At 74.0% G+C, this 25,184-nt stretch carries 25 protein-coding genes; 12 read left to right on the top strand and 13 right to left on the bottom strand.

The annotated features are described in order from the left end of the window. Positions 1 to 104: 104 nt before the first annotated feature. The 10 genes from ACWCPN_RS28300 to ACWCPN_RS28255 all read left to right on the top strand — a co-directional run bounded on the left by ACWCPN_RS28300 (position 105) and on the right by ACWCPN_RS28255 (position 7,708). Positions 105 to 308 (top strand): MbtH family protein, encoded by a 204-nt coding sequence (locus tag ACWCPN_RS28300; RefSeq protein ID WP_451211546.1) that lies wholly within the window; start codon positions 105 to 107, stop codon positions 306 to 308. A 130-nt stretch (positions 309 to 438) separates the two neighbouring features. Continuing rightward, entirely contained in the window at positions 439 to 999 is a 561-nt protein-coding gene (locus tag ACWCPN_RS28295; RefSeq protein WP_451211543.1) for a GNAT family N-acetyltransferase, read from the top strand. A gap of 265 nt (positions 1,000 to 1,264) precedes the next feature. Beyond that, positions 1,265 to 3,718: a SpoIIE family protein phosphatase gene (locus ACWCPN_RS28290; RefSeq protein ID WP_451211540.1), complete on the top strand. Its 2,454-nt coding sequence runs from the start codon at positions 1,265 to 1,267 to the stop codon at positions 3,716 to 3,718. A 79-nt stretch (positions 3,719 to 3,797) separates the two neighbouring features. Then, a complete protein-coding gene (locus ACWCPN_RS28285) occupies positions 3,798 to 4,070 on the top strand; it encodes a hypothetical protein (RefSeq protein ID WP_451211538.1) in 273 nt (90 codons plus the stop codon). Continuing rightward, positions 4,067 to 4,249, top strand: coding sequence for a hypothetical protein (locus ACWCPN_RS28280; protein ID WP_451211535.1), 183 nt, complete (start codon positions 4,067 to 4,069; stop codon positions 4,247 to 4,249). The genes ACWCPN_RS28285 and ACWCPN_RS28280 overlap by 4 nt, the downstream gene beginning before the upstream one ends. Positions 4,250 to 4,298: 49 nt before the next feature. Next, the gene (locus ACWCPN_RS28275) at positions 4,299 to 4,667 is read left to right on the top strand and encodes a DUF6479 family protein (protein ID WP_451211532.1); all 369 of its coding nucleotides are present in this window, start codon (positions 4,299 to 4,301) and stop codon (positions 4,665 to 4,667) included. A 124-nt stretch (positions 4,668 to 4,791) separates the two neighbouring features. Further along, positions 4,792 to 4,968 carry a hypothetical protein gene (locus tag ACWCPN_RS28270; protein ID WP_451211530.1) on the top strand — a complete coding sequence of 59 codons (177 nt, stop codon included), beginning with the start codon at positions 4,792 to 4,794 and terminating at the stop codon, positions 4,966 to 4,968. A gap of 105 nt (positions 4,969 to 5,073) precedes the next feature. Further along, positions 5,074 to 6,045, top strand: coding sequence for a dTDP-glucose 4,6-dehydratase (gene rfbB, locus ACWCPN_RS28265; RefSeq protein WP_365124984.1), 972 nt, complete (start codon positions 5,074 to 5,076; stop codon positions 6,043 to 6,045). Next, positions 6,042 to 6,908 (top strand): dTDP-4-dehydrorhamnose reductase, encoded by an 867-nt coding sequence (gene rfbD / locus ACWCPN_RS28260; RefSeq protein ID WP_392295632.1) that lies wholly within the window; start codon positions 6,042 to 6,044, stop codon positions 6,906 to 6,908. Before rfbB ends, rfbD begins: the two co-directional genes overlap by 4 nt. After that, on the top strand, positions 6,905 to 7,708 hold the full coding sequence (locus ACWCPN_RS28255; RefSeq protein WP_199213065.1) for a class I SAM-dependent methyltransferase: 804 nt from the start codon (positions 6,905 to 6,907) through the stop codon (positions 7,706 to 7,708). The genes rfbD and ACWCPN_RS28255 overlap by 4 nt, the downstream gene beginning before the upstream one ends. On the opposite strand, the gene rfbC is transcribed toward ACWCPN_RS28255, so the two are convergent. The 5 genes from rfbC to ACWCPN_RS28230 form a co-directional block, all read right to left on the bottom strand. Further along, positions 7,698 to 8,303, bottom strand: coding sequence for a dTDP-4-dehydrorhamnose 3,5-epimerase (gene rfbC / locus ACWCPN_RS28250; protein WP_199213066.1), 606 nt, complete (start codon positions 8,301 to 8,303; stop codon positions 7,698 to 7,700). The genes ACWCPN_RS28255 and rfbC overlap by 11 nt on opposite strands. Positions 8,304 to 8,307: 4 nt before the next feature. Then, positions 8,308 to 10,245 (bottom strand): glycosyltransferase, encoded by a 1,938-nt coding sequence (locus ACWCPN_RS28245; protein ID WP_451211526.1) that lies wholly within the window; start codon positions 10,243 to 10,245, stop codon positions 8,308 to 8,310. 121 nt (positions 10,246 to 10,366) lie between these two features. Then, the gene (locus tag ACWCPN_RS28240; RefSeq protein WP_451211524.1) at positions 10,367 to 10,951 is read right to left on the bottom strand and encodes an isochorismatase family protein; all 585 of its coding nucleotides are present in this window, start codon (positions 10,949 to 10,951) and stop codon (positions 10,367 to 10,369) included. Between the two features lie 7 nt (positions 10,952 to 10,958). Then, complete coding sequence (locus ACWCPN_RS28235) at positions 10,959 to 12,356, bottom strand: MFS transporter (RefSeq protein ID WP_451211521.1); 1,398 nt, start codon at positions 12,354 to 12,356, stop codon at positions 10,959 to 10,961. Further along, entirely contained in the window at positions 12,353 to 12,790 is a 438-nt protein-coding gene (locus tag ACWCPN_RS28230; RefSeq protein WP_199213069.1) for a MarR family winged helix-turn-helix transcriptional regulator, read from the bottom strand. Before ACWCPN_RS28230 ends, ACWCPN_RS28235 begins: the two co-directional genes overlap by 4 nt. 178 nt (positions 12,791 to 12,968) lie before the next feature. Here ACWCPN_RS28230 and ACWCPN_RS28225 point away from each other — a divergent pair, with 178 nt between their 5' ends. Continuing rightward, positions 12,969 to 13,463: a metallophosphoesterase family protein gene (locus tag ACWCPN_RS28225; protein WP_451211518.1), complete on the top strand. Its 495-nt coding sequence runs from the start codon at positions 12,969 to 12,971 to the stop codon at positions 13,461 to 13,463. Between the two features lie 342 nt (positions 13,464 to 13,805). Here the strand turns inward: ACWCPN_RS28225 and ACWCPN_RS28220 are convergent, their stop codons facing one another. From ACWCPN_RS28220 to ACWCPN_RS28190, 7 genes are all read right to left on the bottom strand, one after another. Next, complete coding sequence (locus ACWCPN_RS28220; RefSeq protein WP_451211515.1) at positions 13,806 to 14,462, bottom strand: SRPBCC family protein; 657 nt, start codon at positions 14,460 to 14,462, stop codon at positions 13,806 to 13,808. Between the two features lie 16 nt (positions 14,463 to 14,478). Then, entirely contained in the window at positions 14,479 to 15,585 is a 1,107-nt protein-coding gene (locus ACWCPN_RS28215; RefSeq protein WP_451211512.1) for an XdhC family protein, read from the bottom strand. After that, positions 15,578 to 16,744: a vWA domain-containing protein gene (locus ACWCPN_RS28210; protein WP_451211509.1), complete on the bottom strand. Its 1,167-nt coding sequence runs from the start codon at positions 16,742 to 16,744 to the stop codon at positions 15,578 to 15,580. The genes ACWCPN_RS28215 and ACWCPN_RS28210 overlap by 8 nt, the downstream gene beginning before the upstream one ends. Positions 16,745 to 16,815: 71 nt before the next feature. Continuing rightward, positions 16,816 to 17,691: an AAA family ATPase gene (locus ACWCPN_RS28205; RefSeq protein WP_451211506.1), complete on the bottom strand. Its 876-nt coding sequence runs from the start codon at positions 17,689 to 17,691 to the stop codon at positions 16,816 to 16,818. 15 nt (positions 17,692 to 17,706) lie between these two features. Then, the gene (locus ACWCPN_RS28200) at positions 17,707 to 18,561 is read right to left on the bottom strand and encodes an FAD binding domain-containing protein (RefSeq protein WP_451211503.1); all 855 of its coding nucleotides are present in this window, start codon (positions 18,559 to 18,561) and stop codon (positions 17,707 to 17,709) included. Next, on the bottom strand, positions 18,558 to 21,044 hold the full coding sequence (locus tag ACWCPN_RS28195; protein ID WP_451211501.1) for a xanthine dehydrogenase family protein molybdopterin-binding subunit: 2,487 nt from the start codon (positions 21,042 to 21,044) through the stop codon (positions 18,558 to 18,560). The genes ACWCPN_RS28200 and ACWCPN_RS28195 overlap by 4 nt, the downstream gene beginning before the upstream one ends. Further along, on the bottom strand, positions 21,041 to 21,523 hold the full coding sequence (locus tag ACWCPN_RS28190; protein ID WP_199213073.1) for a 2Fe-2S iron-sulfur cluster-binding protein: 483 nt from the start codon (positions 21,521 to 21,523) through the stop codon (positions 21,041 to 21,043). Before ACWCPN_RS28190 ends, ACWCPN_RS28195 begins: the two co-directional genes overlap by 4 nt. Positions 21,524 to 21,778: 255 nt before the next feature. On the opposite strand from ACWCPN_RS28190, the gene ACWCPN_RS28185 reads away from it, so the two are divergent. Continuing rightward, complete coding sequence (locus ACWCPN_RS28185; protein WP_451211498.1) at positions 21,779 to 23,749, top strand: GTP-binding protein; 1,971 nt, start codon at positions 21,779 to 21,781, stop codon at positions 23,747 to 23,749. Positions 23,750 to 23,924: 175 nt separating this feature from the next. Here the strand turns inward: ACWCPN_RS28185 and ACWCPN_RS28180 are convergent, their stop codons facing one another. Beyond that, on the bottom strand, positions 23,925 to 25,184 hold the full coding sequence (locus ACWCPN_RS28180) for a YncE family protein (RefSeq protein ID WP_451211495.1): 1,260 nt from the start codon (positions 25,182 to 25,184) through the stop codon (positions 23,925 to 23,927).

The raw sequence follows: 25,184 nt of genomic DNA, 5'->3' as shown, positions 1-25,184 counted from the left end.
CTCGCGCACCCCGCGCCCCGACCGCCCGCCACCGCCGCGACCCCGCGGCGGACCGGCCCACGGACCGACGGAACACCGACGCACGACCGACGAGAGAAGGCGACATGGACGAGAACACCCGCTACCAGGTGCTGCGCAACGACGAGGAGCAGTACTCCCTCTGGCCCGCCGACATCGAGGTGCCCGCGGGCTGGCACCCCGTCGGCAAGGAGGGCACCGAGGCCGAGTGCTCCGCCCACGTCGACGAGGTCTGGACCGACATGCGGCCCAAGAGCCTCCGCGAGCGCATGGAGAACGCCGGCAACTGACCGGTCCGCGCGCACCCGCCGGGCCGGACGCACCCGCGCCGGCCCGGCGCCCCCGCCCCCCACGCGTCGCCGTTCCGGCGCCCCACCGCCCTCGGCCCCACCGCACCGCAACTCACCCGAGGAGCCCGTCATGACCCCCGAGCTGCGCACCGAACGCCTGCACTTCGTCCCCTACCGACCCGAACACGAGGACCACTTCGTCGCCCTGCTGCGGAACGAGGAGGTGTGCCGCTGGATGGGGCAGGACCTCGTGCCCGAACCGCAGCTGCGTGAGCTGTTCCGCGCCATCCTCACCGACGTGTACCCCGAGCGCCGCTTCGACGTGTGGGGTCTGTGGCTGGACGGCGCCTACGTCGGACACGCCGAGGTGAAGCCGACCGGCAACGTCGACGGCCAGGAACTCGTCACCGCGCTCGCCCCCGGCCACTGGGGGCGCGGCCTGGGCGGCGAGGCGGTCCGCGGCCTGCTCCGGCACGCCGCCGACGACCTGGGCCTGACCGAGGCGTACGGCATGGTCGGCGCCGAGAACACCGCCAGCCTGGCCCTGTGCCGCCGCCTGGGCTTCCGGTACCTCAAGGACGTCGTCGGCGACGACGGCTCCGTGACGAAGATGCTGGTCGTCTCCACGAAGGATCCGGGGACGGAGGGGGAGACGGAGACCGGGGCGGCGGCCGCCGGGGACCGGGTGTGAGCCGGCCGCCGCTCGACGCGGAAGGCGAGGCGGCGGCCGCCGGGTCCGCGCCGGCACCGTGACGCGGCCGGGGCGTCGATCCGCTGTGGACCGGGCGGTGCCTGTCCGGACCGGACCGGACCGGACCGGCTCCGGCCGCGGCCACCGGGCCCTCCGGGGCCGGTGGCCGCGGCCGTGGTGACGGCCACGCCCGACTGAGTCCTGTGGAGCCCTTCCGCGCAACCCTTGTCCGCAGGGGCTGCGCGGTCGGCTCATACGCGCTGTAATGGCGAACGTGGCGAGTGAGGGTGCTGCGGTGCGCAGATCGAGGAGCGAGCGTGCCGGACTTGCCCTCGACACACTCGCGGCCGTGCCCGCTGCACCGGACCGGCTGCGGCGTGTCCTGGAACAGGCACTGGTGTTCGCCGGGGCCGCTTTCGCCGGCGTGTACACGCCGGGCAACGACCCCGCCACGCTCTGCCTGGCCGAGTCGGCCGGTCTGCCCCGCACGCTGTACGGACTGCGCGACGGCTATCCGGTCACGGGCGGCTCCCCGATGGCCGAGGCCCACCGCACCCGGCGGCCGGTGTGGCTCGGCCCCGCCGAGCTGGCCGGGTGCGCCGAGGCCCGCCGGGCGCCGTCCCCGGACTTCTCACTGGCCGCCCTGCCGCTCGGCCCGGCCGGCGGCTGTCTGCTCGCCGTCACCGAGCAGCCCGGCGGCTTCGGCACCGACGACCGCGACTGCCTGGGGCTGGTCGCCCGGGCCGTCGCCGTACCCGCGCCGGCCGGGGCCGCCACCGAGACGGGCGAGCTGCCCGCCGACGCGTTCAGCGTGGTCATGGACACCGGCCGAATCGAGGTCGGCGACGGGATCCTCGGGCTGTTCGGCATCGGCCGGCCGGACTTCGACGGCAGGGTGGAGACGCTGCTCGGCCTCACCGTCCCCGAGGACCTGCCCTCGCTGATGTCCGTCGTCGAGGCCGACCACATGTCGATCGGCGAGCGCGAACTGGAGTTCCGCATCCTGCAGCCCTCCGGCCCGCCCAAGTGGGTCCGGCTGCGCGGCCGGCTGGTACCCGGCGGCGAGGGCCGCTCCGCCCGGCTCGACGGCACCGTCGCGGACGCCTCCACCCTGCGCTCCGACGTCACGGACGTGGCCCGGGTCCAGCGGCTGGCCGCCGCCCTCGCCACCGCCGGCACCGTCAAGGACGTCGGGAAGGCGGTCGTCGCCGCCCTGCGCGTCCCGCTCGACGCCGACCGCGTCGCGCTGGCCGAACTGGAGAACGACCGCCTCGTCGTCACCGTCCTCGACCCGCCGGAACCCGAGGCCTGGCCCGAGCTGTGGCGCACCGAGTGGCGCACCGAATGGCCCGACGCGCCGGTGCGGGCGATGCCCACCCTCGCCTCCGCGCTGCGCGAGGGCCGCGCCCGCATCTGGCCCGCCGGCACCCCGCTGGAGCCCGCCCTCGCCGAGGTCGGCCCCGGCGGGCTCGCGGTGCTGCCGCTACCGGCCGGCGGCCGCATGGCCGGCGCCTGCCTGGTCGGCTGGGACGATCCGCACGAGTTCGCCCCCGACGAGCGGGCCCTGCTCACCGCCTGTGCCGGCCTCGCCGGACAGGCCCTGCTGCGCGCCCACGCCTTCGACGCCGAGCACGAACTCGTCGGCATGCTCCAGCGCACCCTGCTGCCCCGCCGGCTGCCCCGGCTGCCCGGCGCGGTCGCCGTCGCCCGCTACCTGCCGACCACCGCGGGCCTGGAGGTCGGCGGCGACTGGTACGACGTGATCCCGCTCGCCGACAACCACGTGGCCCTCGTCATCGGCGACGTCCAGGGGCACAACGCGGGCGCCGCCACCCTGATGGGCCAGATGCGCACCGCCCTGCGCGCCTACGCCGCCGAGGGCCACTCCCCGGACGTCGTCGTCGCGCACGCCAACCGGCTGCTGCTCGACATGGAGACCGACCTCTTCGCCACCTGCGCCTACGTCGACGTCGACATGGAGCAGGGCACCGCCCTGTGCGTGCGCGCAGGCCATCTCCAGCCCCTGCTGCGGCACCCCGACGGCAGCACCGAGATCGTGCAGGCGGAGGGCGGCCCGCCGCTCGGCGTGCTCGGCCAGACCGAGTTCCGCATGACCCCGCTCCGGCTCCAGCCCGGCACGGTCCTCGCGCTGACCACCGACGGCCTGGTGGAGTCCCCGGGCGCCGACATCGACGAGGGCATGGACCGGCTCGCCGCCGAACTGGCCGCCGCCGACCCCGGCCATCTCGGTCTGGTCGCCGACGCCCTGCTCACCGGCGCCCACCGCGGCGACGACGTCGCCCTGCTGCTGATGCGCTACGACGGCATGGACGTACGCCCGCTGCGCGAGAGCTGGACCGTGTGGCGGGTCCCCGAGGCCGTCCGGCACGCCCGCCGCTTCACCCGGCGCACCCTGCGCACCTGGGGCGTCTCCCCGGACACCCTCGACGCGGCCCTCCTGGTCGTCTCCGAACTGGTCACCAACGCCCTCGTGCACACCGGAGGGCCGGTCCGCCTCGACCTCAGCCTGGTCAACCAGCGGCTGCGGCTCGCCGTCGCCGACACCTCGCCACGCAGCCCCGTCCAGCCCACCAGCATCGGCTGGGAGGCCACTGGCGGCCGCGGCATCCTGCTGGTGGCGGCGGTGTCGGCGGCCTGGGGGACGGTGCCGGTCAGCGGCGGCAAGCAGGTGTGGGCGGACCTCGTCCCCCAGGAGTGACCGCCACTCGGGTACCGGTGCGGACCGCGCCCGGCAGGTCAACGGGCGCCGCGCGCCAACCCTGCCTAAGGTCGGTGGGGTGGCACACACCTTCGAGGAACTGGTGGCGAAGCAGCGCGCCGCCGACGCGGCGCAGCGCATGGTCGAGGAGCTCCGGGAGGCCTACGGGCCGCCTGCCGGGCAGCAGATCACGGGCGTCCAGTCCGGCACCTACGAGACGGCCCTGCGCGCCTGGCGGGACCTGGCCCGTGAGGTGCAGACCGCGGTGAGCGAGTACGCGAAGGAGACCGGCAGGCCACGGGCCGACATCGAGGCTGAGGTGGCGCGCGGGGCCGCACCCCAGGACTCGTGAGACACGGGCGCCGCGCGGCCGCCCGCGGCACCGAACGCCTCGCCGACGCCGCGAACGCCCGCCTGCCGGTGCCGGAGGGCGGGCCGCCGCTGCGCAAGGCGTTCCCCGGACACGGGTCCTTCCTGCCCGGCGAGCTCGCCCCGCGGCCGGGTCCGCCGCCCGTTGCGCCGATCGGCTGAAGGCTCTCCGGCCAGGCATCCGGTCCGAACTCCCGGGTACCCGCAGGCCATGAACACTGCCACGTACGAAGCAGCCTCGGGCACTCAGGTGTTCGGCTACGTCCTCGTCCTCGTGGTCGGCGTCGTCCTCGTCGCCGGGCTGCTGTGGGCGTTCCGGCTGGGTGTCAAGGTGCGCCGGCGCGAACCGGCTCCGCCCCTGCCCGAGGAGCAGCCCACGCTGCCGCCGTCCGGCCCGGTCCGTGAGACGAGCGAGATGCGCGAGCCGGTCGAGGTGCCCCGCGCCGAGGACGGCGGCGAACGGCTCACCCCCCATCAGCTCGGCAACGTCGGCTCCAAGCGGGCCGAGGACCAGCGGCGTCCGCGCTGGTCGCCAGGTTCCAGCGGCTCCTTCGGCGGCGGTGGCGGCGACCGGACCTGAGCCGTGCCCCGCACGGGTTTGCGCGTCGCGGACGCGGGGACCCGGGCGGACACACCGCAGACGCCGGGCCGGCCGGCTCACCGGCAGGCCCGGCGGCAGGGCAGCAGAGAGAAGTTGAGACACCGTGACCGCGCACATCAGTGACAGGCCCGCGCTTCCCCATGCCGAGACCGGCTGGTCCAAGGCCCGCCGCGGGCGGGGAAGCGGCCCGCGCACCTGCCTGCCGGCCGTCGTCGACCGCACCGGCCCGCGAGGGGACGGCGCGGAACGGGACGCCACCATAGTGCGCGGCGAGGACTGAGCGACCACGGGGCGCGGAGCGGCGGCGCGGCGGGATCCGGAGGACCGGCCCAATAAGGCGAACAAGGGTCCGGGCCGGGCGGTCCGCCGTTAGGGTATGGCCAATATGAACCTCCTCGTCACCGGCGCCGCCGGGTTCATCGGCTCCCATTACGTCCGCGGCCTCCTCGCCGACGACTCGCCCGACGCGCCGAGCGTCACCGTGCTGGACAAGCTGACCTACGCCGGCACCCGCACCAACCTCCCGAGCGGCCATCCCCGCCTCGACTTCGTGCACGGCGACATATGCGACGCCGCCCTCGTCGACAAGCTCATGGCCGACGCCGACCAGGTGGTGCACTTCGCCGCCGAGTCGCACGTCGACCGGTCGATCGACGGGGCCGGCGAGTTCGTCCGCACCAACGTGGTGGGCACCCAGACACTGCTGGACGCGGCGCTGCGGCACGGTGTCGGCACGTTCGTGCACGTCTCCACCGACGAGGTCTACGGTTCCATCGAGTCCGGTTCCTGGCCCGAGGAGCACCCCCTCGCGCCCAACTCCCCGTACTCCGCCTCCAAGGCCTCCTCCGACCTGCTGGCCCTCGCCCAGCACCGCACCCACGGACTCGACGTCCGGGTCACCCGCTGCTCCAACAACTACGGCCCGCGCCAGTTCCCGGAGAAGGTGATCCCCCTCTTCGTCACCAACCTCCTCGACGGCCTGACCGTCCCGCTCTACGGCGACGGGCGCAACGTCCGCGACTGGCTGCACGTCGAGGACCACTGCCACGGCATCGAGCTGGTCCGCACCAAGGGCCGTCCCGGCGAGGTCTACAACATCGGCGGCGGTACGGAGCTGAGCAACAGGGAACTGACCGGACTCCTCCTCGAGGCGTGCGGGGCGGACTGGGACCGGGTGGAGCGGGTTCCCGACCGCAAGGGCCACGACCTCAGGTACTCGGTCGACTGGAGCAAGGCGCGCGACGAACTCGGCTACCGCCCGCGCCACGACTTCACCACCGGTCTCGCCGGCACGGTCGCCTGGTACCGGGACAACCGCTCCTGGTGGGAGCCGCTCAAGCTGCGGAGCGGCCGATGAGGTGGCTGGTCACCGGCGCGGGCGGCATGCTCGGCCAGGACACGGTCCGGGAGCTGCGCGAACGCGGCGAGGACGTCACCGGACTCGGCCGTACGGCGCTCGACATCACCGAACCCGCCTCCGTGCGGCGGGCGCTGGACACCCACCGCCCCGACGTCGTCGTCAACTGCGCCGCCTACACGGCCGTGGACGACGCCGAGACCGACGAGGCGGGCGCGCTGCGCGTCAACGGCGAGGGCCCGCGGCTGCTCGCCCGCGCCTGCGCCGCCCACGGCGCCCGGCTGGTCCACGTCTCCACCGACTACGTCTTCTCCGGCGAGGCCCGCGACACCCCCTACCCCGAGGACCACGCCCCGGCGCCCCGCACCGCCTACGGCCGCACCAAACTCGCCGGGGAGCGAGCGGTGCTCGCCGAACACCCGGGCGGCGCGGTCGTGTTGCGGACGGCCTGGCTGTACGGCGCCCACGGCCGCAACTTCGTGCGCACCATGCTCGAACTGGAGACCCGCCGCGACACCCTGGACGTCGTGGACGACCAGCGCGGTCAGCCGACCTGGAGCGCCGACGTGGCCGCCCGTGTCGCGGACCTCGGCGCCACGGACGTCCGCGGCGTGCTGCACGCCACCAACTCCGGTGCGGCCACCTGGTTCGAGCTGGCCCGCGAGGTGTTCCGGCTGGCCGGCGCCGACCCGGACCGGGTGCGCCCCACCGACAGCCGCTCCTTCACCCGGCCCGCGCCCCGGCCCGCCTACAGCGTCCTCGGGCACACGCGGTGGCGGGGGACCGGCCTGGAACCGCCGAGGGACTGGCGGTCCGCCCTGTACGAAGCCCTGCCTCACATCCGCAAGGAGATGTCCCAGTGAAACGGCACGAGTTCCTGCGGGAGCTCCACAAAGTCACCGCGAACCGCAACTACCTGGAGATCGGCGTCAACGACGGCCGCAGCCTGACGCTGTCCCGGGTGCCCAGCGTCGCCGTCGACCCCGCGTTCAAGGTGGTCACGGAGATCCGCTGCGACGTGCATCTCGCCAAGGCGACCAGCGACGACTTCTTCGCCCGCGACAACCCCCTGGCGCACCTCAGGGGCGGCCGCCACCCGCTGCGCAACCTCGCCCGCAACCGCAGTCCGTTCGGCTACTGGCGGCGCACCACGCTGGACCTGTCGTTCATCGACGGGATGCACCTGTTCGAGTACGCGCTGCGGGACTTCATCAACATCGAGAAGCACGCGGACTGGGCGAGTGTCATCGTCTTCGACGACATGCTGCCGCGCAACGTCGACGAGGCCGCCCGCGACCGGCACACCGACGCCTGGACCGGTGACGTCTACAAGCTCGTCGAGATCCTGAACCGTCACCGCCCCGACCTGGTCACGGTGCTGGTCGACACCGCGCCCACCGGCCAGCTGGTGGTCTTCGGCGCCGACCCGTCGAACACCGTGCTCACGGACCGGTACGACGAGATCATCGCGGAGTTCGAGGTCCCCGACCCGCAGAAGGTCCCGGAGTCGGTCCTGGAGCGCACCACGGCCGTCAAGCCCGAGGACTTCCTCGGCGCCGGCTTCTGGAAGCCGCTGGCCGCGGCGCGCAACCGGGGCACCAAGCGGGCCCGCGGCTGGGAACCGCTGCGGCGCGCGCTGGAGCCCTACTCCGTCACCCGCTGAACCGGTCGCGCAGTCGCGCGTAGTGGGCGGAGCAGTCCGCGTAGGAGGGCAGCAGCCCGGACCGCTCCGCCTCGGCCAGCGTGGGCGCCTCGGCGTCCTTGGGTGACAGCACCGGCTCGATGCCCTCGGGCCAGGCGATGCCCAGGCCGGGATCGAGCGGGTGCACGCCGTGCTCCCGCCCCGGCGCGTACCCGGCCGAGCACAGGTACACCACGGTGGCGTCGTCGGTCAGCGCCATGAAGGCGTGCCCGAGGCCCTCGGCGAGGAACACCGCGTGCCGGGTGTCGTCGTCCAGGCGTACCGCCTCCCACCGTCCGAAGGTGGGGGAGCCGACCCGGATGTCCACCACCACGTCCAGCACGGCTCCGCGCACACAGGTCACGTACTTGGCCTGCCCGGGCGGTACGTCCGCGAAGTGGACGCCGCGCAGTACACCCCGCCGCGACACCGAGCAGTTGGCCTGCGCGAGGTCGAGGTCGTAGCCGGTGGCCTCGCGGAACTCCGCGCCCCGGTACCACTCGTGGAAGCTGCCCCGGTCGTCCGGGAACACCTTGGGCTCCAGCACCCACGCGTCCGCTATCTCCAACTGCCGCACCTGATCAGGCCTTTCGTGTGGTCGTCGGTCCCAGCATCCGGCCCAGCACGCGCCGGGCCCTCCCCAGCAGCCGCCGCAGCGATCCGCGCGGTGCCACCCGGACCACCCGCACGTCGTCGCGGCCCGCCCTCAGCAGCAGCGGCAGCGTCAGCGCGCGGCCGCCCGGCAGGCCCAGCGCCGTGCGCCACCCCCCGTTCCGTAGCTCGCGTACCGGGATCCGGGCCGCCAGCAGGCCGTGGGCGCCGTCGGCGGGGGTCAGCACGGCCTCCGCGTCGAGGGCGCGGCCGGACGCGGTGCCGGTCAGCCGGAGGGTGATCGCGGTGCTGTCGGGGACGTACAGCGGCAGCACGAGGGAGAGCACCTCGCTGTCGGACAGCGCCGCGTCGGCCGCGGTGAGCCGGTGCAGGCCGAGGGACTTCACCGCCCGGTCCACGTCCAGGGAGAGGTTGGCGTACCCCTTCGTCCAGTACGGCAGCACCACCCGGCCGCCGACCAGCCCGGCGGGCGGCAGCGCGCCGCCCTGCGCGGGCGCGGGCCCCAGCCGGCACTCCTTGGTCCAGCCGCCCAGCGTGAGGCGGACATGGGCGTCCCACAGCCCACCGGTCAGCGGCCCGCCGCCCGCCGCCGTGGCCGGGTCGACGGTGGCCGTGCCGCGCAGCACCAGCCGGGTCCGGCCGTCGGCGGCCGGGACGCGTTCCCGCTCGGTCACCACCGGCTGGAAGTAGGAGGCGCCGGTCTCCCGGTCGCGCAGGATCAGGTCGGCGGTGGCCTTCCCGAAACCGTCGGCGGCGGCCGTGGTCAGCCGGGACACGGCCGCGGAGAGGTCGGCCGGCGCGTCGTCCGCGGGAGCCCGGGGCCCGTCGGGGCGGACCGCCAGCGGGCCGTCGGCGTCGGCGTACTCGGCGGTGAAGCGCACGCGCAGACTTCCGTCGTGCCACTCGACGCCGGCCGGGGTGGCCAGGGGCCGGACGCCGGACTCCCACTCGGCGTAGGCGACCAGGTCGTCGTAGCGGTCGTCCCGGATCAGCGCGGCGACGATCCGCTGGCCCGGCCGCATGCCGGGGGCGACACCGGGACCGAAGCGCTCCTTGACCACCGCGTGCGTCTCCCGGAACACCTCGCGCCGGTAGTCGTCAGGCATCGCCAGCAGCCGGCGCCCGCTCATCCGGTCGACGATCTCCACCCGCAGCCAGCGGCGCAGCAGCCGGTCGCGCAGCGCACCGGGCTCGGTGTACCGCTCGACGACGTCCAGGGCCTCACGGAGGTTCTGGAAGTAGCCGACCGGGTCGAAGCTCTGGAAGCCGGCGTTGGCGGCGTCGTCGCGTTTGACGTGGTAGTAGCAGACGTAGTCGCTGAGCACGGAGACGTTGTCCGCGCGCAGATAGGCCTCGGTCACGAAGACGTGGTCCTCGAGGCGCCGCCGGCCCTCCGGGAAGCGCAGTCCGGTGCGGTCCAGGAAGGAGCGCCGGAGCATCTTGTGCGGGGTGAGGCTGTCGATCAGGGGGGCGTTGGCCACCGTGGCGTGGGGGTGGTTGCGGCGGAACAGCTCCACCGGCACCGGGCGGCCCCTGCCGGCCATCTTGCCGACGACCACGTCGGCCTTGTTGGCCACCCCGTACTCGTACATCCGCTCCAGGGCCTCGTCGCCGAGGTGGTCGTCGTTGTCGACGAACATCACGAACTCGCCCCGGGCGGCGTCGATCCCGACGTTGCGGGGCTTGCCGGACCAGCCGGAGTTCTCCTGGTGGACGACGCTGAAATGCGGGTGCTCGGCGGCGAGCGCGTCCAGTCTGGCCGGGGTGGCGTCGGTGGAGCCGTCGTCGACGAAGACGACCTCGAACTCGTCGGGGGGCAGCGACTGGCGCAGCAGCGAGGCCACGCAGTCCTCGATGTACGGCCCGGGGTTGTAGACGGGTACGACGACGCTGACCTTGACCGGCATCCGGTATCCAAGCCCCCTTGGTTCGCTTTCCGTTGCCTGAATGGCACGGCGCGTGGCCGAATGTTAACCCGCTGCCTTGTACGGGCGAAGTCAAGCCCGTACAAGGCACCGTGTCGGGTGATCAGGCGTGGGTCTTGGCCAGCAGCTCCAGGATCTCGGCCGTCGTGCCGCTCTCGCCGAGCCGGGGGAAGATCCGCTCGACGCTGCCCGCGTGGGCCGCGGGGTCGCCGTCGGTCATGGCGTCCGTGGCGAGTGTGACGTGGTAGCCGTGGGCGTAGGCGTCGCGCGCGGTGGACTCCACGCCGATGCTGGTGGCGATGCCGGCCAGCACGATCTGCGTGACGCCGCGGCGGCGGAGCTGCGTGTCGAGGTCGGTGCCGTGGAAGGCGCTCCAGTTGTGCTTGGTGACGCGGATGTCACCGGGGTGGCCGGCCAGTTCGTCGACGACGACGTCCCAGTCCTCCGGGAAGGCGAGGCCGCGGGCCTGCCGCTCGGTCCGGCCGGGGACGGCGTCCGCCCCGTCGGGCGCGAAGGACACCCGGACCAGGACCACGGGCAGGCCGCGGTCACGGAAGGCGCCGGCGAGTTCGGCGCTGCGGGAGACGACGTCGGCGGTGGCGTGCGGCTGGGTGGGCATGGCCACGATGCCGTTCTGCAGGTCGATCGCGACGAAGGCGGTGCGGGGGTCGAGGGTGGTGACGGACATGCGTCGATCAGGCCTTTCGAGGGGTGAGCCGGCCGAGGGAACGGTCGGGGACGGTCGTCGCCAGCAGCAGGGCCGAGCCGGCGAGCATGAACAGGGCCAGGCCGTGCAGCCCGGCGGTGTCGGCGCGGTGCGGGTAGAACGCCGCGGTGGCGGCGGACGCGCCCAGCGCCCCGAGGTACATGAAGGTCCGCAGCAGCCCGGCGGCCGAAGCGATCCGCTCGGGATCGGCCTGCCGGTACAGGGCGTTCTGCGCGGCGAGGCCGACGAGGCCCTGCGGGACGCCGAGGAGGGCGCCGACGCCGAGCAGCAGCCACGCCGGACTGCCGGCGCCGACCAGCAGCAGGGCGGCGGAGCCCGCGATCTGCAGCGCGGAGCCGGTGAGCAGCTTGGCGCGCACCGCCTCGCGCCGCCCCGTGAGGGCGGAGACGGTGAGCGCCGTGGCGGACAGCGGCAGCAGCACCAGGCCGGCCGTGGCGGCGCTCAGCCCGCGGCCCTGCTCCAGCCACTGCGTGTAGCCGTACATGAAGGCGTAGGAGGTGGTGTAGGCGAGGAGCTGGCGCAGATAGGTGGCGAGCAGCGGGCCGTTGCCGCCGAGGACCCTGAGGTCGATGAACGGGTCCGGGGTGCGCAGCTCGCGCAGCGCGAACGCGGCGGCGGCGGCCGCGGCGAGGAGCGGCAGGTACCAGCGGTCGAGGCGCGGGCCCATCAGGAACAGCATCAGCGTGACCAGCACGGCCGCGAACAGCGCCATGCCGGGCAGGTCGGCGCCGCGGCGCCCGCCGTGTGACGGCCGGGTGCGCGGCAGCCGCAGCGCGCCGAGGACCAGACAGGCCGCGGACAGCGGCACGTTGACGGTGAACACGGCACGCCAGCCGCCCAGCCCGATCAGCAGCCCGCCGAGCGCCGGCCCCACCACGGCCACCGTCTGGGCGGCGACGGCCAGGGCCGCCAGCACACCCGCGGGGCTGTCCCGCCCGGTGCGTTCGGCCTCGGAGCGGGTCAGCCGCATGGCCGCCGGATACGCGGCCGACGTACCGAATCCCAGCAGCACACGGGCCGCGATCAGGGCGCCGAGCGAGGGCGCGAACGCGCCCAGCAGACCGGCGACGCCGACCAGGGCGGTGCCGGTCAGATAGAGGCGGCGCGGCCCGTACGTGTCCACCAGCCGCCCGATCACGGGCTGGCCCACGGCCGTGGCCAGGTAGAGCGCCGAGACCAGCCACACCGTCTCGGCGGGCGGTGCGCCGAACGCGATTCCGATCGGCACCAGGGCCACGGCGATCATCGAGGAGTTGACCGGGTTCAGCACCGAGCCGAGGACCATCGGCGCGATCAGCCGGCGGTCGAATCCGGTGGGGGAGGGGCGGCTGGTCCGGCCGGCGCGGAGGACGGGCCTCGGTATCACGGCCGCGAGAGCCGTTCCAGCAGCTCCAGCGCCGTCAGGACCGTCTGCCGCTCCTCCTCGGTGTAGCGGTCCTCGAAGGCGCGGGCCAGCCACTCCTCGCGGAGCTGCTTGTTGCCCTCGACCCGGGACCGGCCGGCCTCGGTGAGGGTGACCAGCTGCCGGCGGCCGTCGTCCGGGTCGGGGGCGCGCCGGATCAGGCCGTGCTGCTCCAGGGCGGTCAGCGTGGTCGCCATCGACTGCGGCCGTACGCCCTCCGCGCCGGCCAGCGCACTGGCCGTGGCCGCGCCGTGCTTGCCGACCAGGGACAGCGCCGACTCCTGCGACGGGGTGAGGTCGGCGTCCTGCGCGACCTCACGGATCCGGCGCCGCAGCCGGCTGAAGACGACGCGCAGGTCACGCGCGGTGCGGACGGCGGACTCGGAGATGACGGGCATGCCGTCACCCTAGGACCGTCAGGAGAAACTGTCCAGTCACGACTGTTCAGTTTTGCCTGTCGAACAGTCGGCTCCCCGGCGGGTCCCGGCCGTCGCCGCACTCGCCGCGAGCGCCGCCGCACCGGGCGCCGTACGCGACGTCCGGCACCTCACCTCCCCGACCTCCTAATGTGGCCTCGTGCGACTGCTCCTGATGTCCGACACCCACCTGCCCAGGCGCGCCAAGCGGCTCCCGGACCGGCTGATCGCCGAACTCCCGCACGCGGACGTGGTCTTCCATGCCGGGGACTGGGTCGACACGGCCACCCTCGACCTGCTGGAGGACCGCAGCCGCCGGCTGGTCGCGGTGTACGGCAACAACGACGGCCCCGAGCTGCGGGCCCGGCTTCCCGAGGTGGCCTATGCCGACCTGGGCGGCCTGCGCTTCGGCGTGGTCCACGAGACCGGGCCCGCGCGAGGCCGCGAGGCCCGGTGCGCCGCCCGCTTCCCGGAGCTGGACGTGCTGGTCTTCGGCCACAGCCACATCCCCTGGGACACCGTCGCCCCGGGCGGCCTGCGACTGCTCAACCCCGGCTCCCCGACCGACCGCCGCCGCCAGCCGCACCACACCTACCTCACCGCGACCGTCGCCGACGGAGCCCTCACCGACGTGACCCTCCACCGCGTCACCTAGGGGGCGTCTCCCCGATCTTCGCGGTTCCGCGGCCTCGGCGGGGCCCCCGCGCGGCGGGCGGTGCGGCAGGGCGGGCGGCCGTCGACCGGTTCGGCGTGTCTCCGCGAGGTGCCCGTGGGCCGTGTACGAATGCGGGCCGGCCGCCCCGGTGGGCCCCGTGGCGGACTAGGTCGTGTCCGCAAAGTCACGCCTGCGTCGCGGCGCCCGGCACGCACTCTCGCCGCACCGGCCGAAAGCCCGAGTACACCCGGTACGAGGTCATCCGGCCGGCACGCCGAGAGCACGCACCGGACGCCGCAACGCCCGCCCTGCGGGCGAACGACGCGACTTCGCGGACACGACCTAGTGCCTGCGGCGTGGCCGGCGGGTGCCGCGGCCGTGCCGGGAGCGGGCGCGGCGGAGCCGGGCGGCGGCCAGCACCAGCAGGGCCACCGCCGCGGCGGCCGCGAGGCCACGCTTGGCCACCGGAAGTCCCGCCGTGCGCAGCAGGTCCAGGGGCTCCGGCTCCTCCCGTCCGGAGTCCGGTACGGCCTCCCGCGCGGCGGGCCCGGGCTCGGGGCCCCTCAGCCGGTCCGCCAGGCACGCCGCGAACTGCCCGACCAGACGGTCGCCCACCTCTCCCAGCACCCCGCGCCCGAACTGGGCCGGACGCCCGGTCACCTTCAGATCGGTGTCCACGGCCACGGCCGTGCCGCCGTCGCGCTCGGTCAGCACGGCGGTGACCGTCGCCCTGGCCGTGCCCTGTCCCCGGGTCTCCCGGCCGCTCGCCGCGAGCACCATCCGGTGGGCCGCCGCGTCCTGCTCCTCGAAGACCGCGGTGCCCCGGTAGGTCACGGTGACCGGGCCGACCTTGACCTTCACCGAGCCGGTCACCGTCCTGCCGTCGTACTCCTCCACCGTCGCGCCCGGCAGGCACGGCGCGACGCTCTCGATGTCGAGGAGTGCCTGCCAGGCCTCGTCGACGGGTACGGGGACGGTGAACTCGTGGTGCAGTTGCATCAGTTGCTCCTCGCACTCAGGGGGCGGCGGCCGGATGGATGGCCCCGGCGGTCGTGGTCAGCGGTGCGCAGCTGCCGCCCCAGCGCAGGGCGACGATCTCGGCGGCGACGGACACCGCCACCTCCTCCGGCGTACGGGCCCCGAGATCGAGCCCGAGCGGAGAGCGCAGCCGGGCCAGTTCGGCCTCGGTGACACCGGCCTCGACGAGCCGTTCGCGCCGCTCGTCGTGGGTACGGCGGCTGCCCATCGCCCCGATGTACGCGGCCGGCCGGCGCAGCGCCTCCTCCAGCAGCGGCACATCGAACTTCGGGTCGTGAGTGAGCACGCAGATCACCGTGCGCCCGTCGGTACCGGTGGCGGCGAGATAGCGGTGCGGCCAGTCGACGACGACCTCGACGGCCTCCGGGAAGCGTTTCGGCGTGGCGAAGACCGGGCGGGCGTCGCAGACGGTGACCCGGTAGCCGAGGAAGGCGCCGATACGGGCCACGGCGGCCGCGTAGTCGATCGCCCCGAAGACCAGCATCCGCGGCGGCGGCGCGAAGGACTGCAGGAACACCGTGACGGAGTCCTCGCGGCGTTCCCCGTTCGGCCCGTAGTGCCTCAGCCCCGAGGCGCCGAGGGCGAGTTCACCGCGCGCGTCGGCGGTGACCGCCACGTCGAGCCCGGACGCGCCCAGGGTGCCCTCGACCCCGTCCGGCCAGACCGCGCGGGCGGCCCCGCGCGGTGCGGGCCCGTCGACCACCATGGCCACCGTCACCGGCTCGCCCGCGGCCACGGACGCCGCGACCCGGCCGAACGCCGGGTCCGAGCCGGATGTCACCGGCCGCACCAGCAGGGTGATCTCACCGCCGCAGGTGAGCCCGACCGCGAACGCGTCGTCGTCGCTGTAGCCGAAGGTCACGAGCCGCGGTTCGCCGCTCGCCACGACCTCCTGGGCGAGTTCGAAGACCGCTCCTTCCACACAGCCCCCGGACACGCTGCCCACGACCTCGTCGTCCGGCCCCACGGCCATCGCGGCACCGGGGCCGCGCGGCGCGCTGCGGCTGACCGCGACGACCGTGGCGAGCCCGAACGGCACCCCCGCCCGGTACCAGCGCTCCAGCGCCGGGAGGATCTCACGCACCTTGCGCTCCCTTCACCGGGACCCGGCCGTCCGCGACCCCGCGCACCACCGCGGCCAGCCGTTCCAGCGCCGCGAGACTGTGCCCCTCGACAAAGGCGTCCACGCTCGGCAGGGCGGCCGCCATTCCGGCCGCCAGCGGCGCGTAACCGGGCCGGGCCTTGCGCGGGTTGGCCCAGATCACCTGATGGGCCAGGGAGTGCAGCCGGCGCATCTGCGCGCCGAGCAGCTCCGGGTCGCCGCGCTCCCACCCGTCCGAGAGCAGCACCACCACCGCGCCGCGCGCCATGCCCCGCTGCCCCCACCGGTTCAGGAACTCGCGCAGCAGCTCGCCCAGCCGGGTGCCGCCGCGCCAGTCCGGTACCGCCGCCGCGAGGGCGGCCATCGCGAGGTCCGGGTCGCGGTGCGAGAGTTCCCTGGTCGCCCGGGTCAGCCGGGTGCCGATCGTGAAGACCTCGGTGCGTCCCCCGCGCACCGCGGCGTGCGCGAACCGCAGCAGCGCGTCGGCGTACGGCGCCATCGAGCCGCTCACGTCCACGAGCAGCACGACGCGGCGGGGCTGCTCCACGCGTGCGTGCCGCCGCAGGCGGGCCGGTTCGCCGCCGCGCCGCAGCAACTCCCTCACGGTGCGGCGCGGGTCGACCTGCCCGCGCCGGGCGGGCCGTCGCCGGGCCGAGCGTCTGCTCTGCCCGTGCAGCGCGAACGCGCTCAGCAGACGGCGCAGTTGAGCCCGCTCGGCGGGGTCCAGGTCGGCGACGTCACGGTGCCGCAGCACCTCGGCGGAGCTGGCCAGCGTGGCCGTCGGCGGTCCGGGCGGCTCGTCCTCGTTCGGCGCGCCGGACACGGCGGACGCCGGACGGGCGACCAGGCGCGGCCGGGGCGGGGGAGCGGAGCGCACCGTGCGCGGAGCCGGTTCGCCGGGCGACCCGAAGTACGCCGCGAACACCCGCTCGAATCGCGCCAGATCGTCGTGACCCCCGCACAGCGTCGCCCGTCCCGCCCAGTACACGTCCGCCCGCGCGCCCGGCCGCAGCACGGTCACGGCACGCAGGAACGAGTGCACCCGCTCACTGCCGGCCTCGAGCCCCGCGGCCCGCAACGCCCGCACGAACCCGAGCAGCACGGCATCCGCCCCGAGCGCCCCGTCACCCGCCCCGAACACGCGGCCCGGCCCGCCCCCGGGGCCGGCCCCGGGTGGGCGGGCGGGTCGGCGGTCCGCCGCAGGCATCGGGTTCACGTTCCTCGTGCCGCCAGGACCGCGGTCAGGTCCAGGCCCCGGGCGCGGTCCGCGTCCTCGCGGTACTTCAGGGCCGAGCCCAGCGTCGCCACGGCCAGTTCGGCGTCCACCTCCGTCGCCCCGAGCGCGTCCAGCGCCTCGGCCCAGTCGATGGTCTCGGCCACCCCCGGCGGCTTGAGCAGGTCCGCGCCGCGCAGGGTCTGGACGAGCGCCGTGACCTGCTCGGCCAGCCGGGCCGAGACGCCCGGCAGCCGGCGCCGCACGATGGCCAGCTCGCGGGCGAAGGAGGGGTGGTCGAACCAGTGGTACAGGCACCGCCGCTTGAGCGCGTCGTGCACCTCCCGGGTCCGGTTCGAGGTCAGCACCACCACCGGCGGCGTCGCGGCCCGCAGTGTGCCCAGTTCGGGGATGGTCACGGAGTACTCCGACAGCAGCTCCAGCAGGAACGCCTCGAACTCGTCGTCGGCCCGGTCGATCTCGTCGACGAGCAGGACCGACGGCTGGGTCTGCAGCGCCCGCAGCAGCGGCCGGGCGATCAGGAAGCGCCGGTCGTACAGCTCGCTCTCCAGTCGGTCCGCGTCCTGGATGCCGGCCGCCTCCGCGGCCCGCAGGTGCAGCAGCTGGCGCGGGAAGTCCCAGTCGTACAGGGCCTGGGCGGCGTCGATGCCCTCGTGGCACTGCAGCCGGATCAGCGGCGCGCCGAGCGCCTCGGCGAGAGCGGAGGCGAGCGCGGTCTTGCCCACGCCCGCGTCGCCCTCGCAGAACAGCGGCCGGTGCAGTCGAAGCGCCAGGAAGCAGGTGACGGCCAGCCCCTCGTCGACGAGGTACCCCGTCTCCTCCAGCCGGGCCCGCACCTGCTCGGGGTCGTCCATCCGGGTGATCGGCGCTCACCCCATTCCGGTGGCGGTCAGCACCGCCCGCCTGGTCAGCACCCGCGCCAGGTGCCGCCGGTACTCGGGCGTGGCGGCCAGGTCCTGCGACGGCTCGGTGCCCTCGGCCGCCGCCTCGGCGGCCCGGGCCACGGCCTCGGGCCCGTCGGCGCCGGACAGCGCCTCCTCGGCCGCCGTGGCGCGCAGCGGGGTGGCGCCCATGTTGGTCAGTCCGACGCGGGCCTCGGCGATGTGCCCGTCGTCGCGGCGTACGAGCGCCGCGACGCCGACGATGGCCCAGGACTGGGCGACGGGGTGGAACTTCTCGTAGTGGAAGCTCCAGCCGTCCGTCTTCGGGATCCGCACCTCCACGAGGAGTTCGTCCGGCGCCAGCGCCGACTGGAGGTAGTCGACGAAGAACTCCCGGGCCGGGATCGTGCGCCGCCCGCCCGGGCCGACGACGACCAGCTCGGCGTCCAGGGCGAGGGCCACGGCGGGCAGGTCACCGGCCGGGTCGGCGTGCGCGAGCGACCCGCCGAGGGTGCCCCGGTGCCGTACGGCGGGGTCGGCGACGGTGGCCGTGGCCTCGGCGAGCAGTCCGGCGTGCCGGCGCACCAGCGGGTCGTGGACCACCTCGTGGTGCGTGGTCATCGCCCCGATGGCCAGCGCCTCGCCGTCCTCGCGGACGCCGCGCAGGTCCGGGATCCGGCCGACGTCCACCACGAGCTCCGGGAAGGCCAGCCGCAGCCGCAGCAGTGGCAGCAGGCTCTGCCCGCCCGCCAGCACCTTCGCGTCCTCGCCGGCGTCGGCGAGCACGCGCACCGCCTCGTCGACACTCGTCGGACGGGTGTACTCGAACGCGGGGGGAATCATGCCGAACCCTCCTCACCGGACGGACCGTACTGTCCGACGTCGCCCGCCTGGGCGGCCTGCCCGGACTGACCGGACTGCGCGGGCCCCGTCCCGCCGGCCTCCTCGGTGACGTCGGCGGCACCGGACCGGGCGGCCCGGATCGCCTGCCACACGCGGTGCGGCGAGCACGGCATCCGCACGTCACGCACGCCCAGCGGCCGCAGCGCGTCGACCACGGCGTTCACCACGGCCGGTGTCGAGGCGATCGTGCCCGCCTCGCCGACTCCCTTGACCCCCATGGAGTTCGAGACCGCCGGCGTCTCCGTCCGGTCGGTCACGAAGTCCGGCAGGTCCGCCGCCGACGGCACGAGGTAGTCGGCCATGGTGCCGGAGACCAGGTTGCCGTCGTCGTCGTACACGGCCTCCTCGAACAGCGCCTGGGCGATGCCCTGGGCGAGACCGCCGTGCACCTGGCCCTCCACGATCATCGGGTTGACCACCCGGCCGACGTCGTCGACGCAGACGTAGGAGCGGATCCGGGTCCCGCCGGTCTCCGTGTCCACCTCGACCGCGCACAGGTGGGTGCCGTGCGGGTAGGAGAAGTTCTCCGGGTCGACCAGGGTCTCGGCGTTGATGGACGGCTCCACGCCGTCGGGCAGGTCGTGCGAGGTGAAGGCCTCGAAGGCGATCTCCTGGATGGTCTTGCGGGCCTCCGGGGACCCCTTGACGGAGAACGCGCCGTCCTTGAAGTCGAGGTCCTGCTCGCTCGCCTCCAGCAGGTGCGCGGCGATCTTGCGGGCCTTCTCCACCACCTTCACCGCGGCCCGGTGCACGGCCTCGCCGCCCACCGACAGCGAGCGCGAACCGTAGGTGTCCATGCCCTGGGGGGCCGCCCTGGTGTCGCCGTGCACCACCTCGACGTCCTCGAAGGGCACGCCCAGGACGTCGGCCGCGATCTGGCTCCAGCAGGTCACATGGCCCTGCCCGTGCGGACTGGTGCCGGTGACCACCTCGACCTTGCCGGTGGGCAGCATGCGGATGCTCGCCGCCTCCCAGCCGCCGGCCGAGTACCGCAGGTCGCGCAGGACCCGGCTCGGCGCGAGCCCGCACATCTCCGTGAACGTGGACACGCCGATGCCGAGCCGTACGGTGTCGCCGCGCTCCTCGCGCTTGCGCTGCTCGGCGCGCAGGTCGTCGTAGCCGAACAGGGCGAGGGCCTTGTCGGTCGCCGCCTCGTAGTCGCCGCTGTCGTAGGTCAGCCCGGCGATGGTGGTGTACGGGAACTCCTCGTGCCGGATCCAGTTGCGGCGCCGGACCTCCACCGGGTCGAGGCCGAGTTCGTGGGCCAGTTCGTCCATGGTCCGCTCGATGGCGAACGTGGCCTCGGGGCGGCCGGCGCCGCGGTAGGCGTCGGTCGGGGTGCGCGTGGTGAACACGCCGGTGCAGTTGAACTCGTAGGAGTCCATCTTGTAGATCGCCGGATACATGAACGCGCCGAGGATCGGGATGCCCGGGGTGACGAGCATCAGATAGGCGCCCATGTCGGCCAGCAGGTCTACCTTCAGGCCCAGCAACCTGCCCTCGGCGGTGGCCGCGATCTCCACGTCCTGGATCATGCCGCGGCCGTGGTGCGTGGCGAGGTAGCCCTCCGAGCGGGACTCCGTCCACTTGACCGGGCGGCCGAGCCGGCGCGCGACGGTGAGCGCGAGTGCCTCCTCGCCGTAGACCTGGAGCTTGGAGCCGAAGCCGCCGCCCACGTCCGGGGCGATCACCCGCAGCTTGTGCTCGGGGATCCCGGTGACGACGGCCAGCATGACCCGCAGGATGTGGGGGATCTGCGTCGCGGAGTACACCGTGTACTCACCCGAGGAGGCCAGCGGGGTGACGACGACCGCGCGCGGCTCCATGGCGTTGGGGATCAGCCGCTGCTGGTGGTAGCGGCGCTTCAGGGTCACCTCGGCGCGTTCCCGCACCGCCTCGAAGCTCTCGCCGGTGGCGAGCGGCCAGGTGTAGCAGCGGTTGGTGCCCTTGTCGGCGTGGACCAGCGGGGAGTCCTCCGCGAGCGCGGCCTCCAGGTCGAGGACCGGCGGCAGCGGCTCGTACTCGACCTCGATCGCCTCCAGCGCGTCGGCCGCGGCGTACCGGTCGCGGGCCACCACGACCGCCACCGGGTCACCGGCGTAGCGCACCTCGTCCACGGCGATCGGCGGGTGGTCGGGCAGCACGATGTCCTCGGTCACCGGCCAGGCGCAGGGCAGTGAGCCGAGTCCCTCGGCGAGGTCCGCGCCGCTGAACGCCGCCACGACACCGGGTCGTTCCAGGGCGGGCGCGACGTCGACCGACGTGATCCGGGCGTGGGCCATCGGGCTGCGCAGGACGGCCAGGTGCAGCAGCCCGGTGACCTGGATGTTGTCCGTCCAGTTGGTCTGGCCGGTGATCAGCCGGGCGTCCTCCTTGCGCAGCCGGGAGCGGCCGATCTCGCGTTCGACGGCCTGGTCGGTCATGCCGTGGCCTCCTCGGTGACCTCTTGCCCGGAGGCGGCCAGGACCGCGCGGACGATGTTCTGGTAACCGGTGCACCGGCAGAGGTTGCCCTCCAGGGCCTGCCGGACCTCGCCGGCCGTGGGCCGCGGGTTCTCGCGCAGCAGATCGCGCGACGCCATGATCATGCCGGGTGTGCAGTAGCCGCACTGCAGCCCGTGCCGCTCGTGGAAGGCGCGCTGCAGCGGCGTCCACTCGCCGTCCCGCGCCAGCCCCTGGACGGTGGTCACCGTGCCGCCGTCCGCCTGCACGGCCAGCACCGAGCAGCTCTTGACGGTGGTGCCGTCCAGGTCGACCGTGCACGCTCCGCAGTTGGAGGTGTCGCAGCCGATCGTGGTGCCGGTCAGGCCGAGGCGGTCACGCAGATAGTGGGCCAGGAGCAGACGGGGTTCCACGTCGTCCTCGTAGGCCGTGCCGTCCACGTTCACCTTGATGTGGGTCATGCGCCCTCCAGGCCGTGCGGGCAGGAGTGGATGAATACGTCAGACTGGCGTGATGTAGGTCACTCTAAGGCGGCGCCCCGGACCCGGCGAGTGCTGCGGCGGGGGTTCGTTGAGTATTAATCCATTGCCTCGGCGGGGCCTGCCCTGGTGCACTGCACCGGTCGAGCCCCCGACCGGAACCAGGAGCGACCATGCGAGCGACGTCCATGTCCACCCAGGAAGGCACGCCCCCCTCACACAAGGACATGACGCTTCGTGCACCTGCTCAACCTCGGGATCCTGGCCCACGTCGACGCCGGTAAGACCAGCCTGACCGAACGGCTGCTGCACGCGGCCGGGGTCACCGACGAGATCGGCAGCGTCGACGCCGGCAGCACCCGGACCGACACCCTCGCGCTGGAACGCCGGCGCGGCATCACCATCAAGTCGGCCGTCGTGTCGTTCCCGCTCGACACCGTGACCGTCAACCTCATCGACACCCCCGGCCACCCGGACTTCATCGCCGAGGTGGAACGGGTGCTCGGAGTGCTGGACGGCGCCGTCCTGGTCGTCTCGGCCGTTGAGGGCGTCCAGGCGCAGACCAGGGTGCTCATGCGGACCCTGCGCCGGCTGCGCATCCCCACCCTCGTCTTCGTCAACAAGATCGACCGGCGCGGAGCCGGGGACCGGGCCGTGCTCGACGAGATGGCCCGCCGGCTCGCCGTACCGCTCGTCGTCATGGGCACGGCCGCGGCGCCCGGCACCCCCGCCGCCCGCTTCGTCCCAGGTCTCGGCCCCTCGGCGCTCGACGCCCTCACCGACCACGACGACGGCCTGCTGTCCGCCTACGTCGACGGCCGGGTCACCACCGGGCGGCTGCGAGCGGCCCTGGCCCGGCAGACCCGGCGGGCGCTGGTCCATCCGGTCTACTTCGGCTCCGCCGTCACCGGGGCCGGCGTGCCCGAGCTGATCGACGGCATCGAGCGGCTGCTGCCGACGGCCGGCGGCGACCCGGACGGCCCGCTGTCCGGCACGGTGTTCAAGGTCGAGCGGGGTCCGGCCGGGGAGAAGGTCGCCTACGCGCGGATCTTCTCCGGCACCCTGCGGGTGCGCGACCGCGTTCCGTTCGGCGCCGCCCGCGAGGAGGGCAGGGTCACCGCGCTCACCGTCTTCGACCGGGGCGCCGACTCCCGGCAGGACGGCGCGGCGGCGGGCCGGATCGCCCGGGTGTGGGGGCTCGGCGGCATCCGGATCGGCGACGCGCTCGGCGCGCCCAGACAGGCGTACGAGCACCACTTCGCACCACCGAGCCTGGAGACCGTCGTCGTGCCGGGCCCCGGCACCGGCCGGCGCTCGCTGCACCTCGCGCTCACCCAGCTGGCCGAACAGGACCCGCTGATCGGCGTCCGCCACGACGAGGTGCGCGGGGAGACCTCCGTCTCCCTCTACGGCGAGGTGCAGAAGGAGGTCGTCCAGGCCACGCTCGCCGAGGAGTACGGGCTGGACGTCACCTTCCGGGAGACCACCACCCTGTGCGTCGAACGGCTCACCGGCACCGGTCACGCGGTGGAGTTCAACAAGAGGGACGGCAACCCCTTCCTCGCCACCGTCGGCCTGCGGGCCGACCCCGCCCCGCCCGGCTCGGGTGTCGGGTTCCGGCTGGAGGTCGAGCTGGGCTCCATGCCGTACGCCTTCTTCAAGGCCGTGGAGGACACCGTCCGAGAGACCCTCGGCCAGGGGCCGCACGGCTGGCAGGTCCCCGACTGCACGGTCACCATGACCCACTCCGGCTACTCACCCCGGCAGAGCCACGCCCACCAGGGCTTCGACAAGAGCATGTCCAGCACCGGGTACGACTTCCGCGGACTGACCCCGCTGGTGCTCACCGAGGCGCTGCGCCGGGCCGGCACCCGGGTGCACGAGCCGGTGCACCGCTTCCGGCTCGAGGCCCCCGCCGACACCCTGGGCGCCCTGCTGCCGGTGCTGGCCCGGCTGGGCGCCGTTCCGGAGCGCACCGGGGCCCGTGACCGGGCCTGTGTCCTGGAGGGAGCCGTGCCGGCCGCGCGGGTGCACGAACTGGAGCAGCGGCTGCCCGGTCTCACCCGGGGCGAGGGCGAGCTGGAGACGGCCTTCGACCACTACGCGCCGGTCACCCACGGTCCGGTGCCCGAGCGCCCGCGCACCGACCACAACCCGCTCGACCGGAAGGAGTACCTGCTGAACGTGACGCGCCGAGTGGGCGACTGAGACCGCCTCCCGGGGGCTGAGCCGCTTCTCCGGGGCTGTGACCGCCTCCCGGGGCTGAGCCGCTCTCCCTGGGCCGGGACCGCCGCTCGGCGGCCGGGACCGTCTCCCCGAGGCGTCCCCGCCGGCGTGGCACGGCCTCCGGGGTCATGGGGGCACCCCGGGGGCCGCGCACCGCTCAGTTTCCGCCCGGGCCCGTCCAGTCGTCCCGGACATGTCCCAGCCGGACGCGCTGCGGATGGTCGCCGACCGGAACGGACACGACCTTGCGGCCGGTGGCGAAGTCGATCGCGGTGACCTGGTCCGCGCCGGACTCGGAGACCACGCAGTCCTTGCCGTCCCCGCTCACCGTGGCCCAGTACGGCTTGGACGCGGTGACCAGCGGGCCCTCCTGGAGAGTGGCGCGGTCGACCACCGTGGCGTAGTCGTCCATGGTGCCCGCCACGCAGAGCTTCGTGCCCGCGGGGTTCATCGAGAGCCCGTGGTGGCGTGAGTCGTTGACCCAGGTGGTGCGGTCCGAACTGGTCGCCGGGTTCTTCGGCAGGGTCTTCGTCCGGGTGATCCTGTCGGTGGCGACGTCGTACTCCAGGAAGCCGTTGAAGAACGACACCTGGAAGTACAGCTTGGACTCGTCGGGCGAGAAGACGGCGGGGCGCACGGCGTCGGAGAAGTCCTTCAGACCGTACGCGTCCAGGCGCTGCCGCATGTCGACGACCTTCACCTGCCTGAAGGTCGTCGCGTCGACGACCGTGATGCGCCGGTCGCCCTTCGTCCAGTCCCAGACCGGGTCGTCCAGGGCGGTGTTGACGTCACCTATGGACATGTTCCAGATGTACTTGCCGTCCCTGGTGAAGATGTTCTCGTGCGGTTTGTCGCCGGTGGCGAACGAGCCGAGCTGCCTGCCGGTCCCGATGTCCAGCACGTGCACGGTGTTCGCGGTCGAGGCGGACACCGCGACGCGGGTGCCGTCCGGTGAGACCGCCATGTGGTCGGCCCGGTAACCGGACACGGGGAAGCGCCAGTTGACCTTTCCGCTGGCCAGGTCGATCGAGACGACGTCCGCGAAGCTGGGACGGGAGACCACGACGGAGCGGCCGTCCGGGGTGGAGTACATGTCGTCGGCGAACTGGTCGTGACCCTCGCCCACGCTGTTGCGGATGGCCTGGAAGTAGATCCACTTGATCGGGTCCGCGTTGATCTCCGCCATCCGCTGGTCCCGGTCCGGGATCACGTCGATCCGGCCGATCCCGGCGAAGTCGCCGGAGGACTTGACGACATCGGCGGTGCCGTCCCAGTTGTTGCCGACGAACAGCACTTCCCGCAGACCGGCGGGGTCCGTGGCGGAGGCGGAAGCGGAGGCGGCGGTCGCCGGGCCGGCGAGGGTCAGTGCGAGGGCGGCGGCCATGGAGCAAAGGTGCCTGGTTCTGGAGGCGGGCAT

The organism is Streptomyces sp. NPDC002386 (genome assembly GCF_053593175.1).
Note: the sequence above shows the minus strand (reverse complement) of the source record. Positions and strands in the feature narration are given on the sequence as shown.

What these genes read in the sequence shown, in the direction of transcription:
- ACWCPN_RS28275 (WP_451211532.1), top strand. Translation starts at nt 4,299, where the DNA reads ATGAACACTGCCACGTACGAAGCAGCCTCGGGCACTCAGGTGTTCGGC.
- ACWCPN_RS28230 (WP_199213069.1), bottom strand. Translation starts at nt 12,790, where the DNA reads ATGCCCGTCATCTCCGAGTCCGCCGTCCGCACCGCGCGTGACCTGCGC.
- ACWCPN_RS28180 (WP_451211495.1), bottom strand. Translation starts at nt 25,184, where the DNA reads ATGCCCGCCTCCAGAACCAGGCACCTTTGCTCCATGGCCGCCGCCCTC.
- ACWCPN_RS28240 (WP_451211524.1), bottom strand. Translation starts at nt 10,951, where the DNA reads ATGTCCGTCACCACCCTCGACCCCCGCACCGCCTTCGTCGCGATCGAC.
- ACWCPN_RS28300 (WP_451211546.1), top strand. Translation starts at nt 105, where the DNA reads ATGGACGAGAACACCCGCTACCAGGTGCTGCGCAACGACGAGGAGCAG.
- rfbD (WP_392295632.1), top strand. Translation starts at nt 6,042, where the DNA reads ATGAGGTGGCTGGTCACCGGCGCGGGCGGCATGCTCGGCCAGGACACG.
- ACWCPN_RS28295 (WP_451211543.1), top strand. Translation starts at nt 439, where the DNA reads ATGACCCCCGAGCTGCGCACCGAACGCCTGCACTTCGTCCCCTACCGA.
- ACWCPN_RS28290 (WP_451211540.1), top strand. Translation starts at nt 1,265, where the DNA reads ATGGCGAACGTGGCGAGTGAGGGTGCTGCGGTGCGCAGATCGAGGAGC.
- ACWCPN_RS28200 (WP_451211503.1), bottom strand. Translation starts at nt 18,561, where the DNA reads ATGATTCCCCCCGCGTTCGAGTACACCCGTCCGACGAGTGTCGACGAG.
- ACWCPN_RS28220 (WP_451211515.1), bottom strand. Translation starts at nt 14,462, where the DNA reads ATGCAACTGCACCACGAGTTCACCGTCCCCGTACCCGTCGACGAGGCC.
- rfbB (WP_365124984.1), top strand. Translation starts at nt 5,074, where the DNA reads ATGAACCTCCTCGTCACCGGCGCCGCCGGGTTCATCGGCTCCCATTAC.
- ACWCPN_RS28245 (WP_451211526.1), bottom strand. Translation starts at nt 10,245, where the DNA reads ATGCCGGTCAAGGTCAGCGTCGTCGTACCCGTCTACAACCCCGGGCCG.
- ACWCPN_RS28190 (WP_199213073.1), bottom strand. Translation starts at nt 21,523, where the DNA reads ATGACCCACATCAAGGTGAACGTGGACGGCACGGCCTACGAGGACGAC.
- ACWCPN_RS28195 (WP_451211501.1), bottom strand. Translation starts at nt 21,044, where the DNA reads ATGACCGACCAGGCCGTCGAACGCGAGATCGGCCGCTCCCGGCTGCGC.
- ACWCPN_RS28205 (WP_451211506.1), bottom strand. Translation starts at nt 17,691, where the DNA reads ATGGACGACCCCGAGCAGGTGCGGGCCCGGCTGGAGGAGACGGGGTAC.